This is a genomic window from Paenibacillus sp. LHD-38 (assembly GCF_031157315.1).
In the GTDB taxonomy this organism is placed as follows: domain Bacteria; phylum Bacillota; class Bacilli; order Paenibacillales; family Paenibacillaceae; genus Pristimantibacillus.
In genome coordinates, this window is the sequence record NZ_JAVIFU010000060.1 from 13481 (window position 1) to 33935 (window position 20455).

The 20455-nt window shown below is 39.1% G+C and carries 11 protein-coding genes; all 11 read right to left on the reverse strand.

Annotated elements, in window-relative coordinates:
* Nucleotides 1–185: 185 nt before the first annotated feature.
* The 11 genes from RCO25_RS30240 to RCO25_RS30290 all read right to left on the reverse strand — a co-directional run bounded on the left by RCO25_RS30240 (nt 186) and on the right by RCO25_RS30290 (nt 18995).
* Nucleotides 186–1652 (reverse strand): glycoside hydrolase family 68 protein, encoded by a 1467-nt coding sequence (locus RCO25_RS30240; protein ID WP_308999795.1) that lies wholly within the window; start codon nt 1650–1652, stop codon nt 186–188.
* Between the two features lie 166 nt (nt 1653–1818).
* Nucleotides 1819–3102 (reverse strand): ABC transporter substrate-binding protein, encoded by a 1284-nt coding sequence (locus tag RCO25_RS30245; RefSeq protein ID WP_308999796.1) that lies wholly within the window; start codon nt 3100–3102, stop codon nt 1819–1821.
* 26 nt (nt 3103–3128) lie between these two features.
* Entirely contained in the window at nt 3129–4319 is a 1191-nt protein-coding gene (locus RCO25_RS30250; RefSeq protein WP_308999797.1) for a helix-turn-helix domain-containing protein, read from the reverse strand.
* Between the two features lie 4 nt (nt 4320–4323).
* Nucleotides 4324–6105, reverse strand: a complete 1782-nt coding sequence (locus RCO25_RS30255; RefSeq protein ID WP_308999798.1) for a sensor histidine kinase — start codon at nt 6103–6105, stop codon at nt 4324–4326.
* A 692-nt stretch (nt 6106–6797) separates the two neighbouring features.
* Nucleotides 6798–9557 carry a DEAD/DEAH box helicase gene (locus tag RCO25_RS30260; protein WP_308999799.1) on the reverse strand — a complete coding sequence of 920 codons (2760 nt, stop codon included), beginning with the start codon at nt 9555–9557 and terminating at the stop codon, nt 6798–6800.
* 18 nt (nt 9558–9575) lie between these two features.
* Entirely contained in the window at nt 9576–10100 is a 525-nt protein-coding gene (locus tag RCO25_RS30265) for a hypothetical protein (protein WP_308999800.1), read from the reverse strand.
* 14 nt (nt 10101–10114) lie between these two features.
* On the reverse strand, nt 10115–13462 hold the full coding sequence (locus RCO25_RS30270) for a DUF1156 domain-containing protein (RefSeq protein WP_308999801.1): 3348 nt from the start codon (nt 13460–13462) through the stop codon (nt 10115–10117).
* 19 nt (nt 13463–13481) lie between these two features.
* A complete protein-coding gene (locus RCO25_RS30275; RefSeq protein WP_308999802.1) occupies nt 13482–14465 on the reverse strand; it encodes a hypothetical protein in 984 nt (327 codons plus the stop codon).
* Nucleotides 14466–17207, reverse strand: coding sequence for a DUF499 domain-containing protein (locus RCO25_RS30280; RefSeq protein WP_308999803.1), 2742 nt, complete (start codon nt 17205–17207; stop codon nt 14466–14468).
* Nucleotides 17208–17297: 90 nt separating this feature from the next.
* The gene (locus tag RCO25_RS30285) at nt 17298–17861 is read right to left on the reverse strand and encodes a site-specific integrase (protein ID WP_308999809.1); all 564 of its coding nucleotides are present in this window, start codon (nt 17859–17861) and stop codon (nt 17298–17300) included.
* A gap of 240 nt (nt 17862–18101) precedes the next feature.
* Nucleotides 18102–18995 carry a hypothetical protein gene (locus tag RCO25_RS30290; RefSeq protein ID WP_308999804.1) on the reverse strand — a complete coding sequence of 298 codons (894 nt, stop codon included), beginning with the start codon at nt 18993–18995 and terminating at the stop codon, nt 18102–18104.
* Nucleotides 18996–20455 lie beyond the last annotated feature (1460 nt).

Genomic DNA, 20455 nt, shown 5'->3' on the forward strand with positions numbered 1-20455 from the left:
GCTGCTGTACCCTGAACAAGCGTAAACGGCTGTCGCCGTCCTCTGTGGCAAAAGCAGTCGTTTCGCGGAGATATATAAGCACATTTATATGTGAAAACATATAAATTCTTATATATTAAAAAAAAGAAAACGCCAATGTAAAATTGACATTTTCTTCTTTTGTTATTGAGGAGGCTTGTTATCTGTTAATTGTTAATCGTTAATTGCCCTTGTTCGAGGATGCTGTTCTTCACAACGGAAGTCTTGGAGCCTTTAATGTTCATCACGAAGCTTGGGGCAAAAGTAGAATGACGATCCTCAAAGTAGCCTCTATTCGTCATGTAGCTAGTGATAACCACATTATTGCCTTTCACTTGCGGAATCGCAAAGTGAGCGTAGCTCCATGTAATATCATAAGGATTAAGATCTTGATGAAGGACAAGTCCTGTGCCGTTCATTGGTTTGTACGGTCCGTTCAAATCATTTGAGACGTACCCGAGCATGTAAATGTCTTCTTTATCGATTCCATCAATGTACATTTTCGAGCCTCTTGAACTTGTGAACAAATACCATTTGCCATTCAGTTCGAATACGTTAGCACGTTCAATCTCATCGGTTACGGTATTGGATGCGATCAGCGGCTTCATTTCTTTTTTGAACGTATAATCGTCATTTAATTCAATGATACCGAGTGCGCCATTCGCAATTTCCGCATAGGGTTTGTTCGGGCTTTGCAGCAGCTTATTTTTCTCCGCTTGGAAGAAGGCTTTGTTTCCGCCATAATAAGCCTTATTAAACAACGATTCTGCTCCTTGGTAACCCGTTTCTGATCCGGTATTCGCTTCAAAAACAAGGTATTTACGGCCGTTCTCCTCTACATAGTGAGGATCTCTTAAGGTATGATTATCATTATAATCGCCCTTACTGAAACCAGTGGTATCAACGGTTTGATAAATCTTGCCTTCTTTGCCGTCATAGATCGATTTGAAATCTTCTACGCCATCCACGTTCAGCGTATCGCCACTCGGCTGAGACACATTGATTTGCGCCGTTGTTAAAGTTTGTTTCCCGTAAAATCCACGAGCCGGATCCCAAGGGTGACGATTGGTATAGAACAAGCGAACTTTGCCGTCGGAAGTCATCGTTGCGGAACCCGACCATTCTTCGGCTTGATTGTTTAGAATCGCGTCATTCGGCACGAATTTGTCGCTATCCTTAAATACCCGGCCCGCATTCTTCCAGCTGCTAAGGGATGTATCTCCAGCTTTCTTATAGAACAAATAAATAAACGTGTCCGAACCTCGTTTAGGGTCTCCCGCCAAACCAAACACGATTTGGTAGCCGTTATAGTTTGCCACGGTTCCATCTGCATTTTGCAGCGGCCAAGTATCCCAAACATCCATTTCGATTTTGTTGCCATTCTCATCGTACTTGATTGCCGAAGGAATGTTCTTAATGGTTGAAGCATCGAATGCGGGCACTTTGAATTTTTCATTGTTTTGCTGCTCAGGTAATTTCAACATGTCAGCGCGTGTGATGTGGGAAAAACCGTAGCTTTCGTTAAAATCGCTGCTGTTTTTATCTTTTGCAAATGCTTGAGTCCCGCCTCCTGCCAGTAATACGGCGGTGAAGGTTACTGCTGTCGCTTGTTTCATCATTCTTTTGAAATTCATAATCAATCTCCTCTATAATTTGTATTTGGTTTTCTCAAGACCAGATGTAAACCTCTGATAATGGTCTACCTCTCTCCCCCCCTTGTTCTGTGTTACTCATATTTTAATAAAGACGAACCGTTGTGGACATGTTGTACATTGATGTATCTACGGGCTTATATTGATCCTACTCTTGCTTATCACTCTGTTCCCACAGCTTTTGGAGCTTCTGCAGCAGCTGATCGCGGCTAAACTGGTTGCCTACATAAGCTTGCATGGCATAGCCAAGCTCCTCCCTTACTTTCGGAGGGAATTTAAACCAATTCCAGGACAATGTTTTATTCTCATCAGTGTATCGAATAAGATCATTCACGAGCGCTCCTGATCGTTCCGTTTCTATATTTTTAAAAGCGGAAATAAACTGGAATTGTTCTTTCATAAACGTCTTTCCTTGTTCCGAAGAGACCATCCAGTTTAAAAATTTCTTAGCTTCCTTCTTTTTCTCTGGCGAAGATGCTTTATTTACGGCCCAGTTATTGGATACGCCTATCGGCAGGGCATCGTTTTCAGCATCATCATTAATCGGCATAGGTAAAAAACCGATGTTCATATTCGGTGTGATTTGATCAATCTTGGATTGTACCCAGTTTCCTTGCTTCAGAATGGCCGCTTTCCCTGTTGCAAACAACTCAACTTCCGTATTATAGTCTGTCGTCAGATAATCTTTATTGCCGTATTTAACCGTCAAATCCAGCATCCGAATGACATCTTCGAACTTTTTGTTGCCTACGATGGTTTCCGTCCCTTCTTTTAATCCATGAATAAAACCGTCAGGATCATCCTGCTGGGCGAAAGCAATATTGAGCAGCAGAACGAAGAACCAGCTATCCGAATAGCCGACTGCAAACGGGGTAATTCCTGCGGAATGCAGTTTTTCCACGGCTGCCTTTAATCCGGTAAACGTTTTTGGCGGCGTATCGATCCCAGCTTTTGCGAATAAGTCCTTATTATAAATAAAGCCATAGCCTTCAAAATTGATAGGCATCCCGTATGTTTTCCCATCCAGCCTCATCGGCTCAAGCGCCGCATCATAGGTATTTTTCACCCAGGGTTGATCGGACAAATCCTCCAGGTACCTTTTCCACATGACCGCTTCTTCATAGCCGCCGTTAGGAAAGATATCCGGACCTTTGTTTGCCGCAAATCGCGCTTTCAATTCGACAAGGTAGTTTGCGCCGCCGCCAAAGGTTAACACATTCAGTTTGACGTTCGGATTTTCTTTCTCGTATTGCCTCGCCATTTGCTCGAACTGCGTGGAAATCTCCACTTTCGGATTAAGCACCTCCAACGTGATGATCTGATCCGCAGTTATCATATCCTCTTCCTTGACCATAGGCTTGTCCGCCCCGCAGGCAGCAAGCGATAAAGTCAGCAGCACGGCTAACATCCATTGGAAAATCTTGATTTTCATGATTTCCCCCTTTTCTATTAACGACATTAATGAAGCTGCTCCACATTCGTTATTCGTTGATTGTCTTCATCATTCCGATATTCATGCGGCGTCATGCCGACGTTTTTCTTAAACAGCCTCGAGAAATAATTCTCATCCTGGTACCCGAGCTTTAGTGCAATCGAGTACATCTTCTCATCCGTTTCACTTAACCACCGTTTGGCTTGATTAATTCGCAATTGAATGACGTAGCTGGACAAGGTCATCCCCATTTCTTGCTTGAATCGGCGCGAGATATGTTCACGGCTTAAGAAGAACCGGGTCGATAATTTATCCAAGCTTAACTCTTCCATATAATGCTCATCTACAAAAGCGACAATGTCATGCATGCGCCTCGCATCATCCAAATCCGCCAAACGATGGATCGCTCTGAACCTTTGTTCGGCCATTGCCTGTTGTGCAGCTTGGAAAGCTTGAGGGAGCTCTTCCAATGATTCAACTGGAGGTCCGCTAACCAGACGAACAGGAATATCAAAGTGCTGAGTAATCCATTCCTCTACCTTGAAGAACTGGCCGTGACTAGACAGGATCACATAGACATTAGGGTCGTTCTGAAGGGCATAGGCATTTCCCCACTCCCGTGTAACCAGTTCATCGGACAAAAGCTGAAGATAGGGACCCGAGTGATGGGTTTGGTAAAAATACATCATCGTAAGCTCGTAAGCATCCGCTTGCGGCAGCGACAAGGCAATTTCCTCGGAATCAAAAAGCTCACCTTTGCTGGCAGAGGTTATTTCCCTACTTAAGCGAAACGTCTTAACCTCTTCATAGAAACCCGATTCCGAATTACGGCGTTCTTCCTCACCCTTTTCCCAGGCTTGTACCGCTCCCGCCAAGGTTTCATTCAGCATGTCTTCTTCGATCGGTTTCATCAAATAATCAAAGCATCCGTGCTTGAACGCTGTACGCATGAAAGCATAATCATCAAACCCTGAAATCATAATTACTTTTCCCGGGTAATCGTTCGCATCCAACCATTCGATCAGCTCAATCCCGCTATTTTTGGGCATTTTCACGTCTGTCATGATGATTTCCGGACATTCCCGTTCAATCAGTTCTTTAGCCTCTACACCATTTTTGGCTTCCAAAACCTCGGTAATCCCGTGTTCTTCCCACTGTCCCAAAAAACGAATAATTTTTCTAACATTGGACTCATCATCCACAATAAGAGCTTTCATAACGTCAGTCCTCCTTAAAGTAGAGTGGAATTACCAGCCGTACGGAGAACCCTTGTCCCTGCATCGTATCCAGTTCAATTCCCGCAGTCTGATCATAATGAAGAACCAAACGATCATGTATGTTTTTCAAACCGATATGGTCAAGTGAATAGCTTCCTTCGTTCACCTGCGCGTAGATTTTGTTTTTTAATGCCATCAGCTCATCATCCGTCATGCTGGTTCCGTTATTTTCCACGACCAGATTCATATAATCGCCACGTATTTCACCGTAAATTCGCAAGGCGGCCTGCTCGCAGCCCTCGTCATAACAGTGTTTAAAGAAGTTTTCAACGAGCGGCTGCAAAATCATACTCGGAACCGGAATAGCAAGAATCGCCTTCGGTAAATCGATGGAATAACTAAAATCGGTTTGAAACCGTTCCTCTTGCAGGTTTAAATACGCTTTGACATAATCCGCTTCACTCCGAACCGTCGCCTTTTGATCCACACGAATGGAGTAGCGCATCATTTTCGATAAGGAGGTAATCAGTTTATATACTTTTGGAGATTCTGAGAATAGGGCCACCGCAGCAATTGATTGCAGGGAGTTGAATAGAAAATGCGGATTGATCTGGGACTTTAGCGCCCTATGCTGGTTCTTCCTGTTCTCGATCTCAAGCTTGTACTCCCGGTCGATGTGTCGGTTGATCCGATTCATCATGTCCTTGATATGCCTTTCCAGACTGCCGATCTCGTCCTCCCGCTTATCGTCAAACGGGGCGTTTAGATTCCCGCCTTCAATGCTCAGCACTTTTCGGCTAAGCAGCTTGATGGGACGTGTAATCTTGTATGAAATAATAGCGATCATTAACAAACCAAGGACGACCACAATGACACCAACGATGATGTTCGTGTAGGCGGTTTTCCTCACATTTTCAAACAAAAATTTGCTTGAGGTGATCTTCACAAAATGCCAATCCTTTATCGGCTCATGCAGCGTTCTGGAGAAGACAATATCGCCATCTGGAGAATATGCGCCTTCGGCCGACACATTTATTTTCTTCTGTAATTCGGCCGGAACGGCCTTGCCAATCAGCGCTTCATCGCTTGCATAGATGACCTGTCCATTCGCATCGGATAGCCATACGGTTTCTTTATTTTTTTGAAGAAAATGATCCGCTATGCGAGCGATTTTGCTCAAATCAATGTCGATCGTGATGACACCAAGAAACTCATTCGATAATGTATCCATGATTTTGTGATGAACCGTCAACACAACCGTCTTATCCGATTGGGGTAAGTTCGATGTATTGTTGTAATTCTCAATCCGATGAGGCGGTTCGAGCAAATAGTTTTTTTCAGAGTTTACGAGCTTCTGAATAGCCGCTTGCTTCATAAAATCCGGCTTAAGCTTCCGGGAGCTTAACAACGTATTATAGACGGTAAACGTGCTGTTTCCTTCGTCGATATAGAACCGAACCTGCCGAATCTCGCTCCTCATCAGATAAAAGGTTGTCATATCCTTATAGATTTCAAGCTGGTTGAAATAGTGGGACTTATCAAAGCCCTGTTCAAAAACTCTGAATAAATCTGGATTTCGATATAAAATATACGGCAGATTAACGATGTCATCCAAATATTGCTCCAGTTCTTCCGATGCCTGCTGCATTTGTTCGCTGCTGTTCTCAAGCTCATGCCGTTCCACATTCTCTTTCGTCTGCCAATAGATCACCAGCACAGATAGAAAATACGGAACAATGATGAAAAGAAGCAGCATGATTATTAAGCGGGTTTGAATGCTTTTCACAAAAATGCTCCTTTGTTTCATGATAGCTTAGCTATCATTATAACTTTCTCGTATGGCAAATGGTTTCGCCAATAGCTGGTAAACACTATTCGCAATAGCCGAACAAAATGAAGGGGCTGTCCTCTAAGTAGATGATTCTACTTTAAAGGCAGCCCCTAAATGTACAGAAAATCGTTATTTGTTTATACGATTAAGCAAATTCAAAATCATCTGCGCGCTTTCCGCTCTTGAGCCATTAGCGACTGGAGCAAAAAGCTCATTCGTGCGTTTAGCGGAAGTATTCGAAGAATCGATTTGTAAATCCATGGACCGAACGGAAGTTGAAACACGCGTATACCCAATTTCAGTAAGCCAATCTCCTTTTGTCTATTAAACCTTCAATTGGCATGTTTAATACACTTTGAATATTAGACGATTTAATAGACTGGAACATTGACCAATCTGGGGTATTTTATACTGATGTATATAAAGTCTAAAAAACGATCGTTATCTAAACAACAGACAACCTTATCATTAAGCAAAAACCTACATTTAATTTCAGCTTGTAAAAGAAACCCAACATCATAAAATGATTCTGGGTTTCTATATATAAAATTCAGATGATACTATAATGTGCACCGCGGCAGTTTGTATGATCACATAATGATGATTATGACACTAATAAACATTTTTTAAATTTTTGAGGTAATGGTTTATTCATTATTAATTACTTCAATCCATCCTATTAACTTTGTCACATAGTCTTTATTTTCCGAAACAATTCCTCTATGAACTAACTCACGCTGAAGCATCGGTTCAAAGGTCTCTTTAAGAATGGTTTGTCGGTTAAAAAACTCAGAATTACCAGAATAATTAGGCAGGTGAAATAAGTCGCCAACGTTTTTCTCCCATTGAGGTATTCTGTTCCCATCAAGACTTGAAGAAAGTGGCATGACATAAGTCTTGGTTTCCTTTTTAGCTCCTTGAGCTTCTACATGCCAAATTGAGACTACGCCAGATGTAGAATCATTTGCTTGTACTTGAATACCAATTTGATCTGGATCTAAACCTTGATATTGAGCAATATAGTTTGCAATAAGTGGATGATCAATCCCCAATAACTCTACCTTGTCATCCTCAATATATGACTCACGGTCTGTTGTAAAGATTATTGATGATAATCCTGAATTTGTAGAAATCTCAATAAGATCATCTGATTTCTTTCGGTATTCGCCGCCTTCAATAGTAACAGCTTCCCTAATAAACATTTCGATTTGCTCTAAACCATCCTCAATATTTGAAAATGGTTTATAGTTATCCAGACTAAATCCATTTAAATCTTGAAATAATTCAAACACCACTTTTCGAGCCTCTAAAGCGTTAGCCATTGCAATATCTAATTCATACTTAGTTCTTTTCAGTTCAGGATCACTTAAAGCATTCTTATAAAGGCTCTCATAATTAACTCGTTCAGAAAGTTGCCCTAAAATCTGCGATTGAAGATCTTCTGCTACATTCCCTTGCTCATCTACTTTACCAAGTGTCCTAGCTATCTCTTTGAGTTTATCGTCTAACAAGAGAAATATTTTTCCTTCGAGTGTATCTGATAAGACTAGGTTATACACCTGCGCTGTATGTTTTTGTCCGTATCTATGAATACGACCAATTCTTTGTTCTACGTCCATCGGGTTCCAAGGCAAATCAAAATTGAAAAGGATACGTGCAAACTGCATATTAATACCTTCCCGACCAGCAGCTGTTGAGATTAATACTTTAGGTCCATCTGCACGTTTAAAGCGCCTTTCAGCAGCTAATTTGGCTCCGTGGTCTCCCCCACGCAATACAGTAACACCTTGTCCAGGATAGTAACGTTCTATTTCTTCACTCAACAACTCTACTGTTCCCAAATATGTCGCAAAGATAACTATTTTTTCGTCGGAATTATTACGCCATAAAACACCTAGAGCAGAAATAAGCTTTTTGACCTTCGTTTCTTGTTCATCCGGAAAACGACATAGCAATTTCTTTATTCTCATTCTCTCTTCAGGTAATGCATACTTTATAGATGTAATTACAGTTTCTTCTGCATTAGCTAAATCAACTTCATTTGAATGATCGCTTGAAGCATTCAATAAATCTTCTTCATCCATTTTCCGCATTATTTTTCGCTTGTAATCTGCAAGGATTTGATCAACTTCAATATCTGATAGACGATCGTCACCAAGATTATATTCGATTCTAATGATTTCTCTTGCTTCCCTATAGGCTTGTTCCCTTGCCTCAATGTCTAGGTTAGCATCATGTAAAACCCCTTCTTGAATGGTTAATGCTAATAAGCGTCTTCTTAGAGTACGTTGAACTGCTGAAAAACTTGAGGCAGCTATTTTTTGAAATATGGTCATTACAAAACCTAATGCCCTATTTCTTCCACCCTGCCTATTGGCAAGAGCAAAGCCATCAGCCAGGTACTCTACTAATTCCTTATAGAATTCCCTTTCCGAGTCAGACATTACAAATGACTCTGTGTGTACCCAGCGTCTTGCAAATAATGTAGTACCATCTGGTCGGCATGCATCTGCCTTGGTCCTTCTAATTACTAATTCATTTAAACGATGACGATGCTCTAACATATCATCTACTGTATTAAACAATGTTGGGTTTAATAATTGAATCAACATCCAGAAGCGATAGTTGTCACCTTGATGAGGTGTGGCAGAAAGTAACATTAAATCGCGAGACAAGTTTTTCATTGTTTCTGCTAACTTATAGTTTTCTGTTTTTTTGACTTTTCCACCATTTTTATAAGCTGTCAAGTGATGTGCCTCATCAAATACAACTAAATCCCATATTGGTGCTTCTAATAAATTCTTTATTCTACTCTTACGTTTAAGTGTATCAATACTCGCGATGAGACGGTCATGCTTAGCAAAAGCATTTGATCTTCGATCTGTCACGTCTCCATCGCTACCAAACACCTCAAAGTCCAAATGAAATACTTCATTTAACTCTCGATGCCAGTTATTCACAAGCCCCGCAGGCACTATCATAATTGCTCGCTTTAATTCGCCGCGGCTAGCCAATTCACGTAAAACCAAGGCTGTCTCAATAGTTTTACCTAACCCTACTTCATCAGCAATCAAAAATCTTCTCGGTGTTGCTGTTGCAATATGGTGTGTAAGTACTACTTGATGAGGTAATAAATCTATTTTGGCAGAGGTGAGTGCTACTGCACTGTCCAATAACGGTAACCGATAGGCTTGGTATGAAAGCCACGCCCTTTTTGCTCTAGTACGACCTGGTTTGACATGTTGAAGTATTTGATCTGATCTACTAATAATTGTTCTGATATTAAGAGTGGGAACACGCCTTTCGCCTGTACTAAAAAAAACTTGTACAAACCCATCTGAAGGGAGGCTTATAACAATACCTTCACCGTGTTCAGCATGTATAATACGTTGTCCAAGTTTAAACATTAAATTTGATCACCCGCTCTAAGAAATTCTTGGATGGAACAACCCTACACAATCCCGACTTGTAACATCATGTGTATATGAATTCTTTGTTATTAATTTTGCATCTGCTGCAGCACCATTCCACAGACATCTGCTTAACGGAATGGATTGACCATGATATTCACCACTGAGTTTCCAATAGAACAAATCATCCGTTATATTTTGAACAATTCGTTTCTGGCCTTCTGGCAACCAAAATATTAATCCACATTGCCCTTCATACGTTTGCTGAAATGAAAGCAATGCCTGATAAAATATTTTTTCTAGCCACTCATTTAGATTCTCCGGATCCATCGAATCCAATATTGTGTCTAAACCAGCAACGACCATAGCGTATCCATCTGCAGAAAGTAATTCTTCGGGCCACCCTGATTGATAATAATTAAGAAACTGTCTGACACTTTGCACCTGATTTACTTCACAAATATCACTAAGCTCTCCTGAAGCCCATAGAAGCGAGATGCCTCTGCGGGTCCAAGTGCTTCCACTTATGACGCCAGCCATTGATTATACCCCCCCTAGTCCAAATCGAACAAATCTAGCTGCTTCGGAGCTCTATCTGGATGACGTTCAATAAAAGACACACAGATTCGATGTGCCTTAATGGCAGCATTTTTTATTTCAGAGTTCCCTCCATTACGTTTAAACCAATCAAGTAATGAAATTACTGGAGGATGAATGTTAAAATCAGGTATCGACAATGCCTCTGTAACATTAATACCACTGTTCTCAAAGCATGCCCCAATCAGAAATAATACTTGATCCAAATCAAATGACACACTTTTACGAGTCTTCTCTTTCCACTCTCGCGAAAATTCAAGAGGAGAAGTCATTTCAAAAATCCGATTTGATTCTTTACACCACATTTTATCTTCAAATTCATCCGATGAAACCCCAGTACCTCGTAAGTAGTTCTGCATTTCATTTCGCTGTATAGATAAAGTCTTATTAAATATCCTTAGAAATTGCCGCGTTAAAACCTCGGCTTCAACAGGAGGTGGCTCTACATTTGAGTCATTTTCGTCATTTAATAATTGATTAATGCCGATCAGAGCTTCACGAACGGTAAATTCGCGTCCATCTCCAACGAATACCTTTCCGTAATGCTTAGAGAAATACTCCAATGCCTTTCCGCGTTTAACTACTTGCAGATCTGATTCAGTTAACCCAGATTGCAAGTGATTTTCTAGCAAAGATTGAATCTGACGAATATCTTTAAGCATTTGTCTGCGCAATCTAGCCCAGCTAATGGACTCTGGTTCAAATGTCCGTTTACGGCAAACGTGGATTATATCATATTCTATTTTCTTTGAACCAAACTCGGCATTTTCACCTTTGGACTCATCACTACGAATTGGATAAGTAGCCTCCAAATAAAATCCAGCATCGAACAAACTTTCCAATACTGCAACCCATGGTTCATCTTCGCTGTGATGGAATGTGAAAGCTAGTATTCCGCCCGGCTTTAAAATTCGTTCAGCTTCTTTCCAGCATTCGGTTAGTAATCTCTTATAAAAGTCATCTGCATCCCCGGGATGCCTAGCTCTATTTGAAACTGCTTCCAAAGCTTTTGGGACATATAAAGAGTTATATATATTTGGGTACTGATTATTTAAAGCCTTCTCAAGCCAAACGTAGAAAAAATCTGAAAGTTCAGAATATTGCACATTGTCACCAAAAGGAGGATCCGTAATAATAAGATCAATACTCCCATCAGCATAACTTAATGCAGTTGATGATCCATTTGTAATTACTGCACTATTTATTACAGGATCACGAGTTTTTATTTTTATACTTTTAGACTTTATTGTTTCAGCCAATTCAGAATCAAGCTTATTTAGATGATCTTTGGATATTAGTTCATAAGGATCTAACTTCCACTCCATTCCTTCTAACAAGGCGCTTATTGATGAATTCCAATTCCCTCTTCCTAGATCAGAAAAAACACTATTCTCAACAAAGTTACTCTTTGGATAATAATTATTATTACTAAAATGTGGTTCAGGAGTATCTCGTTGCGCATTCCAAATACAAAAAGTATTTTGATTACGAGTATATTGTTGAAATGATCCTAACAGTAACTCTCGAACCTCATTAGAATATTTATTAGTATTGATTATCGATTTTAATAACTGGCTAAGTATTAGCAATTGTCTATAATTAAACATCTTCCACCAATGAGAATAACCGTGACTATCAAAATCCTGACGTTGATGTGTTTCATGACCGAATGGAATTTTGCTTTCTGGCCAGTAATTAATAAGATCGTTGTCTTTTCTTTTTCTCCATTCTACTAATGCGTAATTTAAAGGCTTTGTATCTCCTTTATCGAAAAATCTACCATTATATATCTCTTTATTGTGATCACATGTAGGGCAATATCCATGAATTGCATAGTGGGCTATAGGTGCATCTTTTTCAGATTGTGTTAAAGACTTGGTAAATTGCTGTTGCATACCGCATGCTGCACACACAAATTTACCTTTTCCTTTATTTGAACCAGATTCTGAACCTGTTTCGATTGTAATTCCTGTATCAGGACAAACGATCTGTTTTGGGAGAGTTCCCCTTACTTCAATAAGTCTAAGTAGTTTAGCTCTATCATTATTCCAGAAAATAGTTGATTCAATTGAATCTTCCGAGCAACCTCCATATTCCTGTCCTTGAAAGTTTTTGTTAGCCAACCCAGCTGTCCATAATTTGTGGACTAGTAATGTGAGTGATACTTTTTTACTAATTTGTTTTCTTCTGTCTAACAGTTTAGAACTTTGTTTGTTTTTACAAGAAGGACATTCAAAAGTATTTTCAATATTTATAGATGAGAATTTCTTTTCTGTTTTAGCTACTACCAATGGGGCCGAAGGAGCCATTCTCGCTGTTTTCTCTTCTATGTCAAATACTTCACCGCATTTTTCACAACAGAAATCCGCCCACACTTTTACAGTAAGTTCTTTTACCGATATGACAGGGGTAGTCATTATTGGAGTTCGGTGACCACAACCTGATGACTGGCAAGGCCCATGTTTTGCCCAAAAAGTGTAAATAATTTCGGGGCCCCAATAACGGTAATATGATCTTTCCTCATTACTAAGCAGAAATGGATTGAATTGTTCGCCCATCAATTCGAAGTAGTAACCTCGATCTTGATACCATTTTTTCCATCCATCAAAAGTATTAATAGATTCTTGAAAGTTTTTCAGATCCTTTTCGGTTGGCTCAATAATTACAAGATTATCATAATACGGTTTGATTGGGACATCTATTGATTCAAATTTTAGCCATTTACCCTGATGTCCACGAGGACAATCGACTGCGTTATAAGGCATGATTTGTGGCTTTACTTCCAATTCAATATATTCAGATAATCGCTTAACTTCATCAATATCAACATTAGCAAGTTCATTCTTAACAACAAGCCAAGCAACCGGATTTAAATCGTTACCATACATCTGCATACCAAGTCGAGAACCCTCTACTAAAGTAGTTCCTCCACCCATGAAAATGTCTGCTACTTTCAGATGTTTAAGCGCTCCATTTTTTTGATGATTAGCATAGTAGACATCCCATACACTTTTTGCAGCATTAATAGGATCATCTGGTGCTTTCATTGTTGCAGCAAGGAGCATGCTACGAAATACACTAGAACGTCTTCTAGCCCACCATTTTGACATTTGATAAATAGGTTTACCTGCATTTCCTTCTATTACAGCAACCTGGTTTACAGGTAGTATGGGAAAATCAACTTCTAATACGGTTTTTGGTCGATTTGGGTCAGAGAAATCGACTGTCTCTATTTCTACTTCATTGCCAGCGCCGACTAGTTTAATAATTTTTTCTGCAAATTGCTGCTTTTTGGTTTTTGCCATCTTATTACCCCTTTAGATTTTATAGAGACAATTCAATAAACGGAACAAATGTCTCCATGAAAGATAGACCACCATGAGCGAGTGTCGGGTAGCCTCCTGAACTCTTCCATTTTCTTCTTCCTAATACATACCGAAAACTACCATGATCTGAGTCTAGATGAACATCGATAGGTGGAATCCATTGACTACCTACACCATCGGATTTAGAAAATCTCTGACTTTTGTAAATCGCTCTTAAGTATTCCGTTTGCTCTTCATTTACATTAGCATATTCGCCTGTTGCTGCATAACCATGGTCACTGGTAATAACTACTCGTCTTCCGGTAGCTAATTTATTTACTAACTTCCAAAAATCATCAGAAGTGAAATGTTGTTCACCCTTTGTGAATAGATCACGTAGTCCTTTTCCAGGTTCACTATATAAATGAATTAAATCATCAAAGCATGAATGCCACATAATCCAATTCGGTTCTGATCGAATTAAACCCACACAGTCAATCCATGGCAAGTCGACACTCTGCGTTGTAGCATTTGGTAGAACATGTTCTGAACTAGTTCTGTTGTTCTCTAGTAATGACCGTTGTGTAAAACCAATGCTTTTTGCAAATGTGGTTGTTTCACTAGGTAATTCTGAACCGCTCACTCTAGCACCATTTATATAAAAACCTCGTTCTCTTGCTTCTTGCAGTAAGTACGGCATCTCTCTTAGCGATAATCCATCAATAATAAATATAGCTTTTCCATTTTGCTGACTGCCCCAAAACTCCTTTAATAATTCACTGGTTTTAGGAACAGCTTGAGTAAAGCTGTTCCACAGATCCCAGCTAGCACCTGAAACCAATGTCTCAAGTTCACTAACAAATTTCTCTCTTCTTAAGACTTCTTGTGTTGGTGCATCCGTATATGGTTCTGAAAATACATGTACCAATTCCGAAATTATATTTCTCCACGCTATATCAGAAGGATTTAACAAAACAGAATTCACTAATATTGGAGAAACCATTTAGATTTCCTCCTTGTTAAGACTAAGTCCGTAAGTTACTCCATCAGGTAAACTTCTTAGTAATTTCTGTAGCTGAGCTCCTGTTAGTTGATCTACTTTAATAGTAACTTCTTTTACGGTAGTAATCTGATTAATTCCCCAACCCTCAATCTTACCGATAAGATTCAAAGAGGAAGTTGCTGCAGTTTCAAGATGCTTAATATTGCTTTCAACTTCTGGTTTGAAGATATTGGTTGTTGGTGTCCAACTAGCTCCGGTCCCTCCATCGGTATTACCACCTACTAGCCCATTTCCTTCCTCGGTAATTATAGTACCTCCAGTTCCTCCTATAGAGGTGGGAGTATACCCTTGCTGAGAACCAGCATTGTGTCCATGTGTGGATCCACCAGCAGGATTGATATGGGATGATGATGGAATCGATGAAGGGAGTTTAATAAACGTTTGGGATAAGTGACTCCCCGTCCCTAACTTCCCCTTCATTCGATTCCAAGCTTCATTCTCACTTTCTTCTACTCTACGAACAAGTACTTCCATACCACGAAGATCTATCGCAATTTTTCCCTTCGCGCACAGGCGTATTATCTTTTCTTTTACTTCTGTTTCTCCGAGCCAAGCTATACATTCCTTACCACCAACTCTTGGTTCCTGTAATTCCGATAGCAGTTTAGATATAGGATCATTATTTTGACCCATAATTTCGACAAGCTCATTAAAGTCTTCCTGAATAAAAATATCACGGCTAATCATTATATCGATTGACTCTGAAATATTTTTGCCTTTTGCTTGATGTGCTTCTATGACGAACTCACATTTTTTAGGATCACTATAGTTCCAAATATTGAGAACGGCGAATTTATCAAATAAAGTATCAATTAGATCATGTAGTAACTTTTGATATTTCTGTTGTAATCCTTTATATTCAGGTTCGTTTTGCTTCCATTCGTTTGCTTTTAGAATCGCTCTTGAAAAAAAGATAAGTTCGTTTGTCGATGACCTTGAGAAAATATTTTCAACACCTTGCCTTGGAAGTAAGTACCTTACAGTATTTCTTTTTGTAGTAACATGCTTACAAAGCCATACTCCTAAGTCTTTCTCGTCACAATTTTCGGGTATTACAACAATTGGAATCCTATTATCCCAATTAGAGGGATGTTCGCTTTCCTCTAGTCTATCCCATGGTGTAATTTGCCAATCACTTCTAAGTACAATTACTCGATATTTTCTTGACACATCTTCGGAGCCACCCAACACGTAACGGATTTCTTTAGCTAATTGCTCCATATCAGATCCATCTGAGAAAATACGATTGTTTCTAGCAAAAGATAATAACTTTGATTGTGGATTTTCTTCTTGACGGAAAACAAACTTATTCCCAAGCTCATGAATATTAAAACTATTTTCAACAATAGTGTTCATTTCTACCAAGAAACTATTATCATCTATTCGCTTATCCTGAGTAATATCGACTTGTAAAATTGAGCGCTCACCACCAGCAAGTTTATCTAAGGTTAATGAACGTAGCCATAAAGAACTAATGATATTGGAAGCATGAGGAGCTTGTTCCATGTTTACAGCATCCCATACGGCTTTAAGATTACGTAATGCTTTTTCACGTAACGTAGAATGATATTCATTAGATACGGAATCTAATAACGCAGTAATACCACCGCGTTCTTCTTGTATTGAGAAACTAGCTGAAGTAATAATACGTGTGCTTTGATTTTGTTGCTTATAAAGGTTCGCAAGAATCTTAATTAAATCTCTTGTTTCTTGTGCATCTGTTGCAATCAATACCTGGTCTTCTAGGAGTTGTAAAAAGTTTGGGGCGAATGGCCATGATTCAACAAAATCCTCCTGTGTAGCCTCACGATCTGACTCTGTTATTTCAAGCAACCGATTATATTCGTTAAGATGAACACTTATATTCTCTAAAATCTCAGACGAAGATACATTTTCTCTATTCTCAAATAACCGGTGAAGCAATAGTCTTTTTCGATCACGTTTTGCATATTCACCCTTAAAATCGACCAATACAGGGTTAACACGATGAATTTGCTGAAAAGCATCAGAATTACCATTACGTACAGAGAATACCAAAACAAGCAGTTCAGGATATTCTTTTGCAATTTCAGTTAGGTTCTGAATAAAGTTAAACGCCCAATATTTCCACGGAAACTGTTTAGTATTTGTTAAAGCATCATACCAGGTCTGAAATTCATCCAAAATAATTGAAGTGGGTTGTAACTTTAAAAGTTCAAGTAATAAATCGTACCCCAATACATCTGTCTTTTTATCGCCTAATCCTTCCCACTTCCCGCGGATATATGAACCGTGCGGATGGCGTTCCAAGATAAGATCCCACAAAAATTTAAAATTTTGTCTCTGTAAGCTTTCAGCGATTATAAACGTTTTTGAGCGTAATTTAATATCAGAAATCTCTGCTCTATTAAGCTGATTTGACCACTTATCTAACCACTTCCTTGTTGCTTCGGGATCATCTAATGTATGATATAGTGCAGTAAGTAAGTGTGATTTACCTTGTCCTCGTTCACCAATCATGACAACAGGTCTAGATTGATTTGGACCGACTGCCTCAATTGCCTTAAGCAGATCGTTGGATGGATATGTAATCTCCAAGAAATTAGCTGCATTTTTATTTCCACTAACCTCTTGGTTGAAATCAATTGCAGTTCCTTTTAATACACGGTTTCTAAATTCTTCACGGAGCTGTAATCCTAACACAATATCTACCCCCAGGATTAATAATTAACATTTTAAATACAATTACGGAGACATAATGATAATTTTGTACCATTTTTAAATACAACTTACTTACAAAGAGAAGTTTTGCATAGCTTGGTCAATCATGTCGTCTGTAATTCCAATATAACGCATGGTCACAGATTGGGATGAATGGCCAAATATTTGTTGAAGCAGAGCCAGGTCCTTATACTTTTGATAAAAATGAAACCCAAACGTCTTTCTCATGCTATGTGTCCCAATCGAGTCCTGAATGCCAGCATTCCGTGAAGCAGCATTAATAATATTCCAGGCTTGCACGCGGCTAATCGGCTTATCCCCATTCCGTGAAGGAAACAAATAATCCGAGTCGGCCATCGAATGGCAATACTTTTCGATTCCATTTTTGAGTGCATCAGTCATCAAAATTCGCCGGGTGTTGCCAGTCTTTTTCTCCCTTACCTTAAGATGTATGGCCGACTTCACATCCCACACACGCAGAGGCAAAATATCACTGATCCTTAGTCCCGAATTGATCCCCATAAAAAACAAAAAATAGTCCCGGTAAGACCGATGTATGAGTAGTTCTTTTATCTGACGGATCTTCTCCAGATCACGGATTGGTTGAACGGTATTTGCACCTTGAGATGGTCTCAGGGGTAACACTCCTCCCACCCGAAATATTTAACTAAATTATACAATAGAATCAAAATGTTAAGTACAAGTTTTTGATGGAATCGAAAATAAACAAAAACGCACTGCTAGAAGCCGTTTTTCCGCTATCCGCATGCGTTTATACCAAATTAACATAATGTTGTTCGAGAAGGAGGAGTGCAGCTAGTACACCATAAGTTGTGGGAGGCGAGTTCATTCCATACGTGCTTTACAGCAGGATGATTATTCTGATTCCCTAAATCTTTTAACTATGTTCTCCTTTTCCTTTAATTGACCATATCCAAGCGAATTATAATACTTGATATGTTTTTCAGTTGCTTCAAGAGCTAATTTAAAAGCATTATCTCCAAAATCATTTTTGATATTTTTCAGAAAATATTCTGTTCCATAATTACTCATTGTCCGCCGATATTCCTTACCTTCCATCATAGCTAAAAAATCACCAATAAGATCTTGTGCAGAACCCTCATTCATTCCAGTGATTTTTGATACTTCTGTCTTCCCTTCATTTCGTGTTAATTCTCCTGAATAAACTCTCTTAGCATATGTGTATGCGAATTCTACCATCTCGTTAGTGATTTTCGTCCTCTTACTTAAAATGAATAGATGCTTGTTTTCCATTAATACATTCATTATCTCACCCCATATTTCAACAACGTCATTATTCACAACAAAGACCTTACCATGGGAATTGCTAGCATCGGTTTTCATTTGAGCGAAATTCCCTCTGAAATCACTTGAATATGTATCAGGATAAGCAATTTTGTTGCTACACCTTTCAGCTAATGCTTCAACTGTAACGGTTCCCATTTCTTCCTCGAGTTCAAAATAGGCTTTTATTATCCTATGATTATTTTGTTGAGGTTTACGAGCCCAAGTTGGAATTTTCCGATTAGCTTTCGCAAAATTACTGTCCTCATCGTTCAGATAATTATTTCTAAAGGTTGGTTGTACACTAAAAGCTTTGGAAGCCTTCGAGAAACTATCTGAAACGTATTGAATTATCAAACGTGTAAATAGATCATCTGAATTGTCCTTATTCAGTTTTAACGCCAGTTCAAATGTTTCAGCTAACTCGGGGTCTAAGTTGAAGCTAATTGTTTTATCTATAGCCATACGGAAACCTCCTTCATTTATATTATTATAGTAATCCGAGTATATGTAGTATGTAAATACATATTTTCATATTTACATATATACTTTATTGTGAAACAACAAGAAAAGCCGTCACAGCTTTATGGCCTAACGTTCGCCAAACAATTTATTACATGAAAAAACCGGACCCTATTGTTAAGGAAATCCGGTTTTATAATAGCAGCTCAGAACGAAATTCAACTAATTAACTTTTAATTAGAAGTAATATCATCCTGCGTAATCTCATCTCCGGCCGCAACTAAATCTTGACTCGTAAAAACAGAGACAAACTCCTCTAATTGAGCAATGCTTATCCATTGAAGAGCCCCCTAAGGTGGTTCCTTGCTGTGATCAAGCAGAGCCTCAAGAAGTGACTCAACTTTTTTGAATGCACTGCTATTTTGCTGAAGGTTCAAAATTGCGTTATAGGGTTTCTCATTACAGACTTCTTCCCCAAAATAAGCCTTCTCAAAATTTCCCAATGAAGCTAAAAGCCTTACCTTTGATGTCTCTGGTCGATCGGTTACAACATTATATATCTTCTCATTAAGAGCCCAAGCTGGATTTTTAATTAGTTTACCTTTTCGCTTGGCTCCTATCGGAAAGTTGTGCGACAGATCCTCGAGTAACCACAATTAACTGTTTTCGTTCCCACTCTTTGTCCTTCTGACTAGCAGAGGGGTTTCGGCAAGCTTTCTCGCTTCAACGACTGATTTCGCAAGGACTTTTATGACCAAATCGCAAAAAGTCGACCATCCGCCAAACCGGCGGATGGAATTTTGTTTCTTGCTGTGTGTCCCAATCGAGTCCTAAATGCCGGCATACCGCACTTCAGCATTAATAATATTCCAAGATGGCTAATCGGCTTATATCATTCCGTGAAGGAAACAAGCTAGAATTCACTTTTAAGCTATCAGTATGTGTTTTCATCAACTTAACAGATTGTGCATTTTGTTATATTCAATCTTCAAAGGATTCATACGATCCAATATTATCTCTTTAATTAAATGGATACACGTTAGGAAAAATAACCAACCACTCGTGGAATTACGAGGATCAAAATTAAGAATCCTTGACGCGGCCTTTCGGTCACGCGTCCGGAACGCGGGTTATAGCTGGAGATAGTTTGAAGAGATTATAGTAGAATTTCGGCAATAACTCGTAACGAGCAACATAAAGGAGCTACCCTTAGGCTTGTGCAGATTCGATTCATATGGATCACTTATCAATATCAATTTTCTTGTTATTTACAGACCCAGGTAAAAACCTACCATACTTATCAAAACAACTATTTTTTGAAAACACCTGTTGCGATTTTTTTTTGCTTCCTCGCTACAGTGAATGGCTGATGTCTGTTTAATAGTGAATTTGTCCATACTGCCTGGTAAGAATATTAATAGGGTGGTAAGGACGATGTGGACCTCATTAAGTAGCAACGATAA

Excerpts from the sequence above, each read along its gene's own strand:
- RCO25_RS30245 (WP_308999796.1), bottom strand. The coding sequence starts at position 3,102 with ATGAAAATCAAGATTTTCCAATGGATGTTAGCCGTGCTGCTGACTTTA.
- RCO25_RS30240 (WP_308999795.1), bottom strand. The coding sequence starts at position 1,652 with ATGAATTTCAAAAGAATGATGAAACAAGCGACAGCAGTAACCTTCACC.
- RCO25_RS30275 (WP_308999802.1), bottom strand. The coding sequence starts at position 14,465 with ATGGTTTCTCCAATATTAGTGAATTCTGTTTTGTTAAATCCTTCTGAT.
- RCO25_RS30265 (WP_308999800.1), bottom strand. The coding sequence starts at position 10,100 with ATGGCTGGCGTCATAAGTGGAAGCACTTGGACCCGCAGAGGCATCTCG.
- RCO25_RS30260 (WP_308999799.1), bottom strand. The coding sequence starts at position 9,557 with ATGTTTAAACTTGGACAACGTATTATACATGCTGAACACGGTGAAGGT.
- RCO25_RS30290 (WP_308999804.1), bottom strand. The coding sequence starts at position 18,995 with ATGGCTATAGATAAAACAATTAGCTTCAACTTAGACCCCGAGTTAGCT.
- RCO25_RS30270 (WP_308999801.1), bottom strand. The coding sequence starts at position 13,462 with ATGGCAAAAACCAAAAAGCAGCAATTTGCAGAAAAAATTATTAAACTA.
- RCO25_RS30250 (WP_308999797.1), bottom strand. The coding sequence starts at position 4,319 with ATGAAAGCTCTTATTGTGGATGATGAGTCCAATGTTAGAAAAATTATT.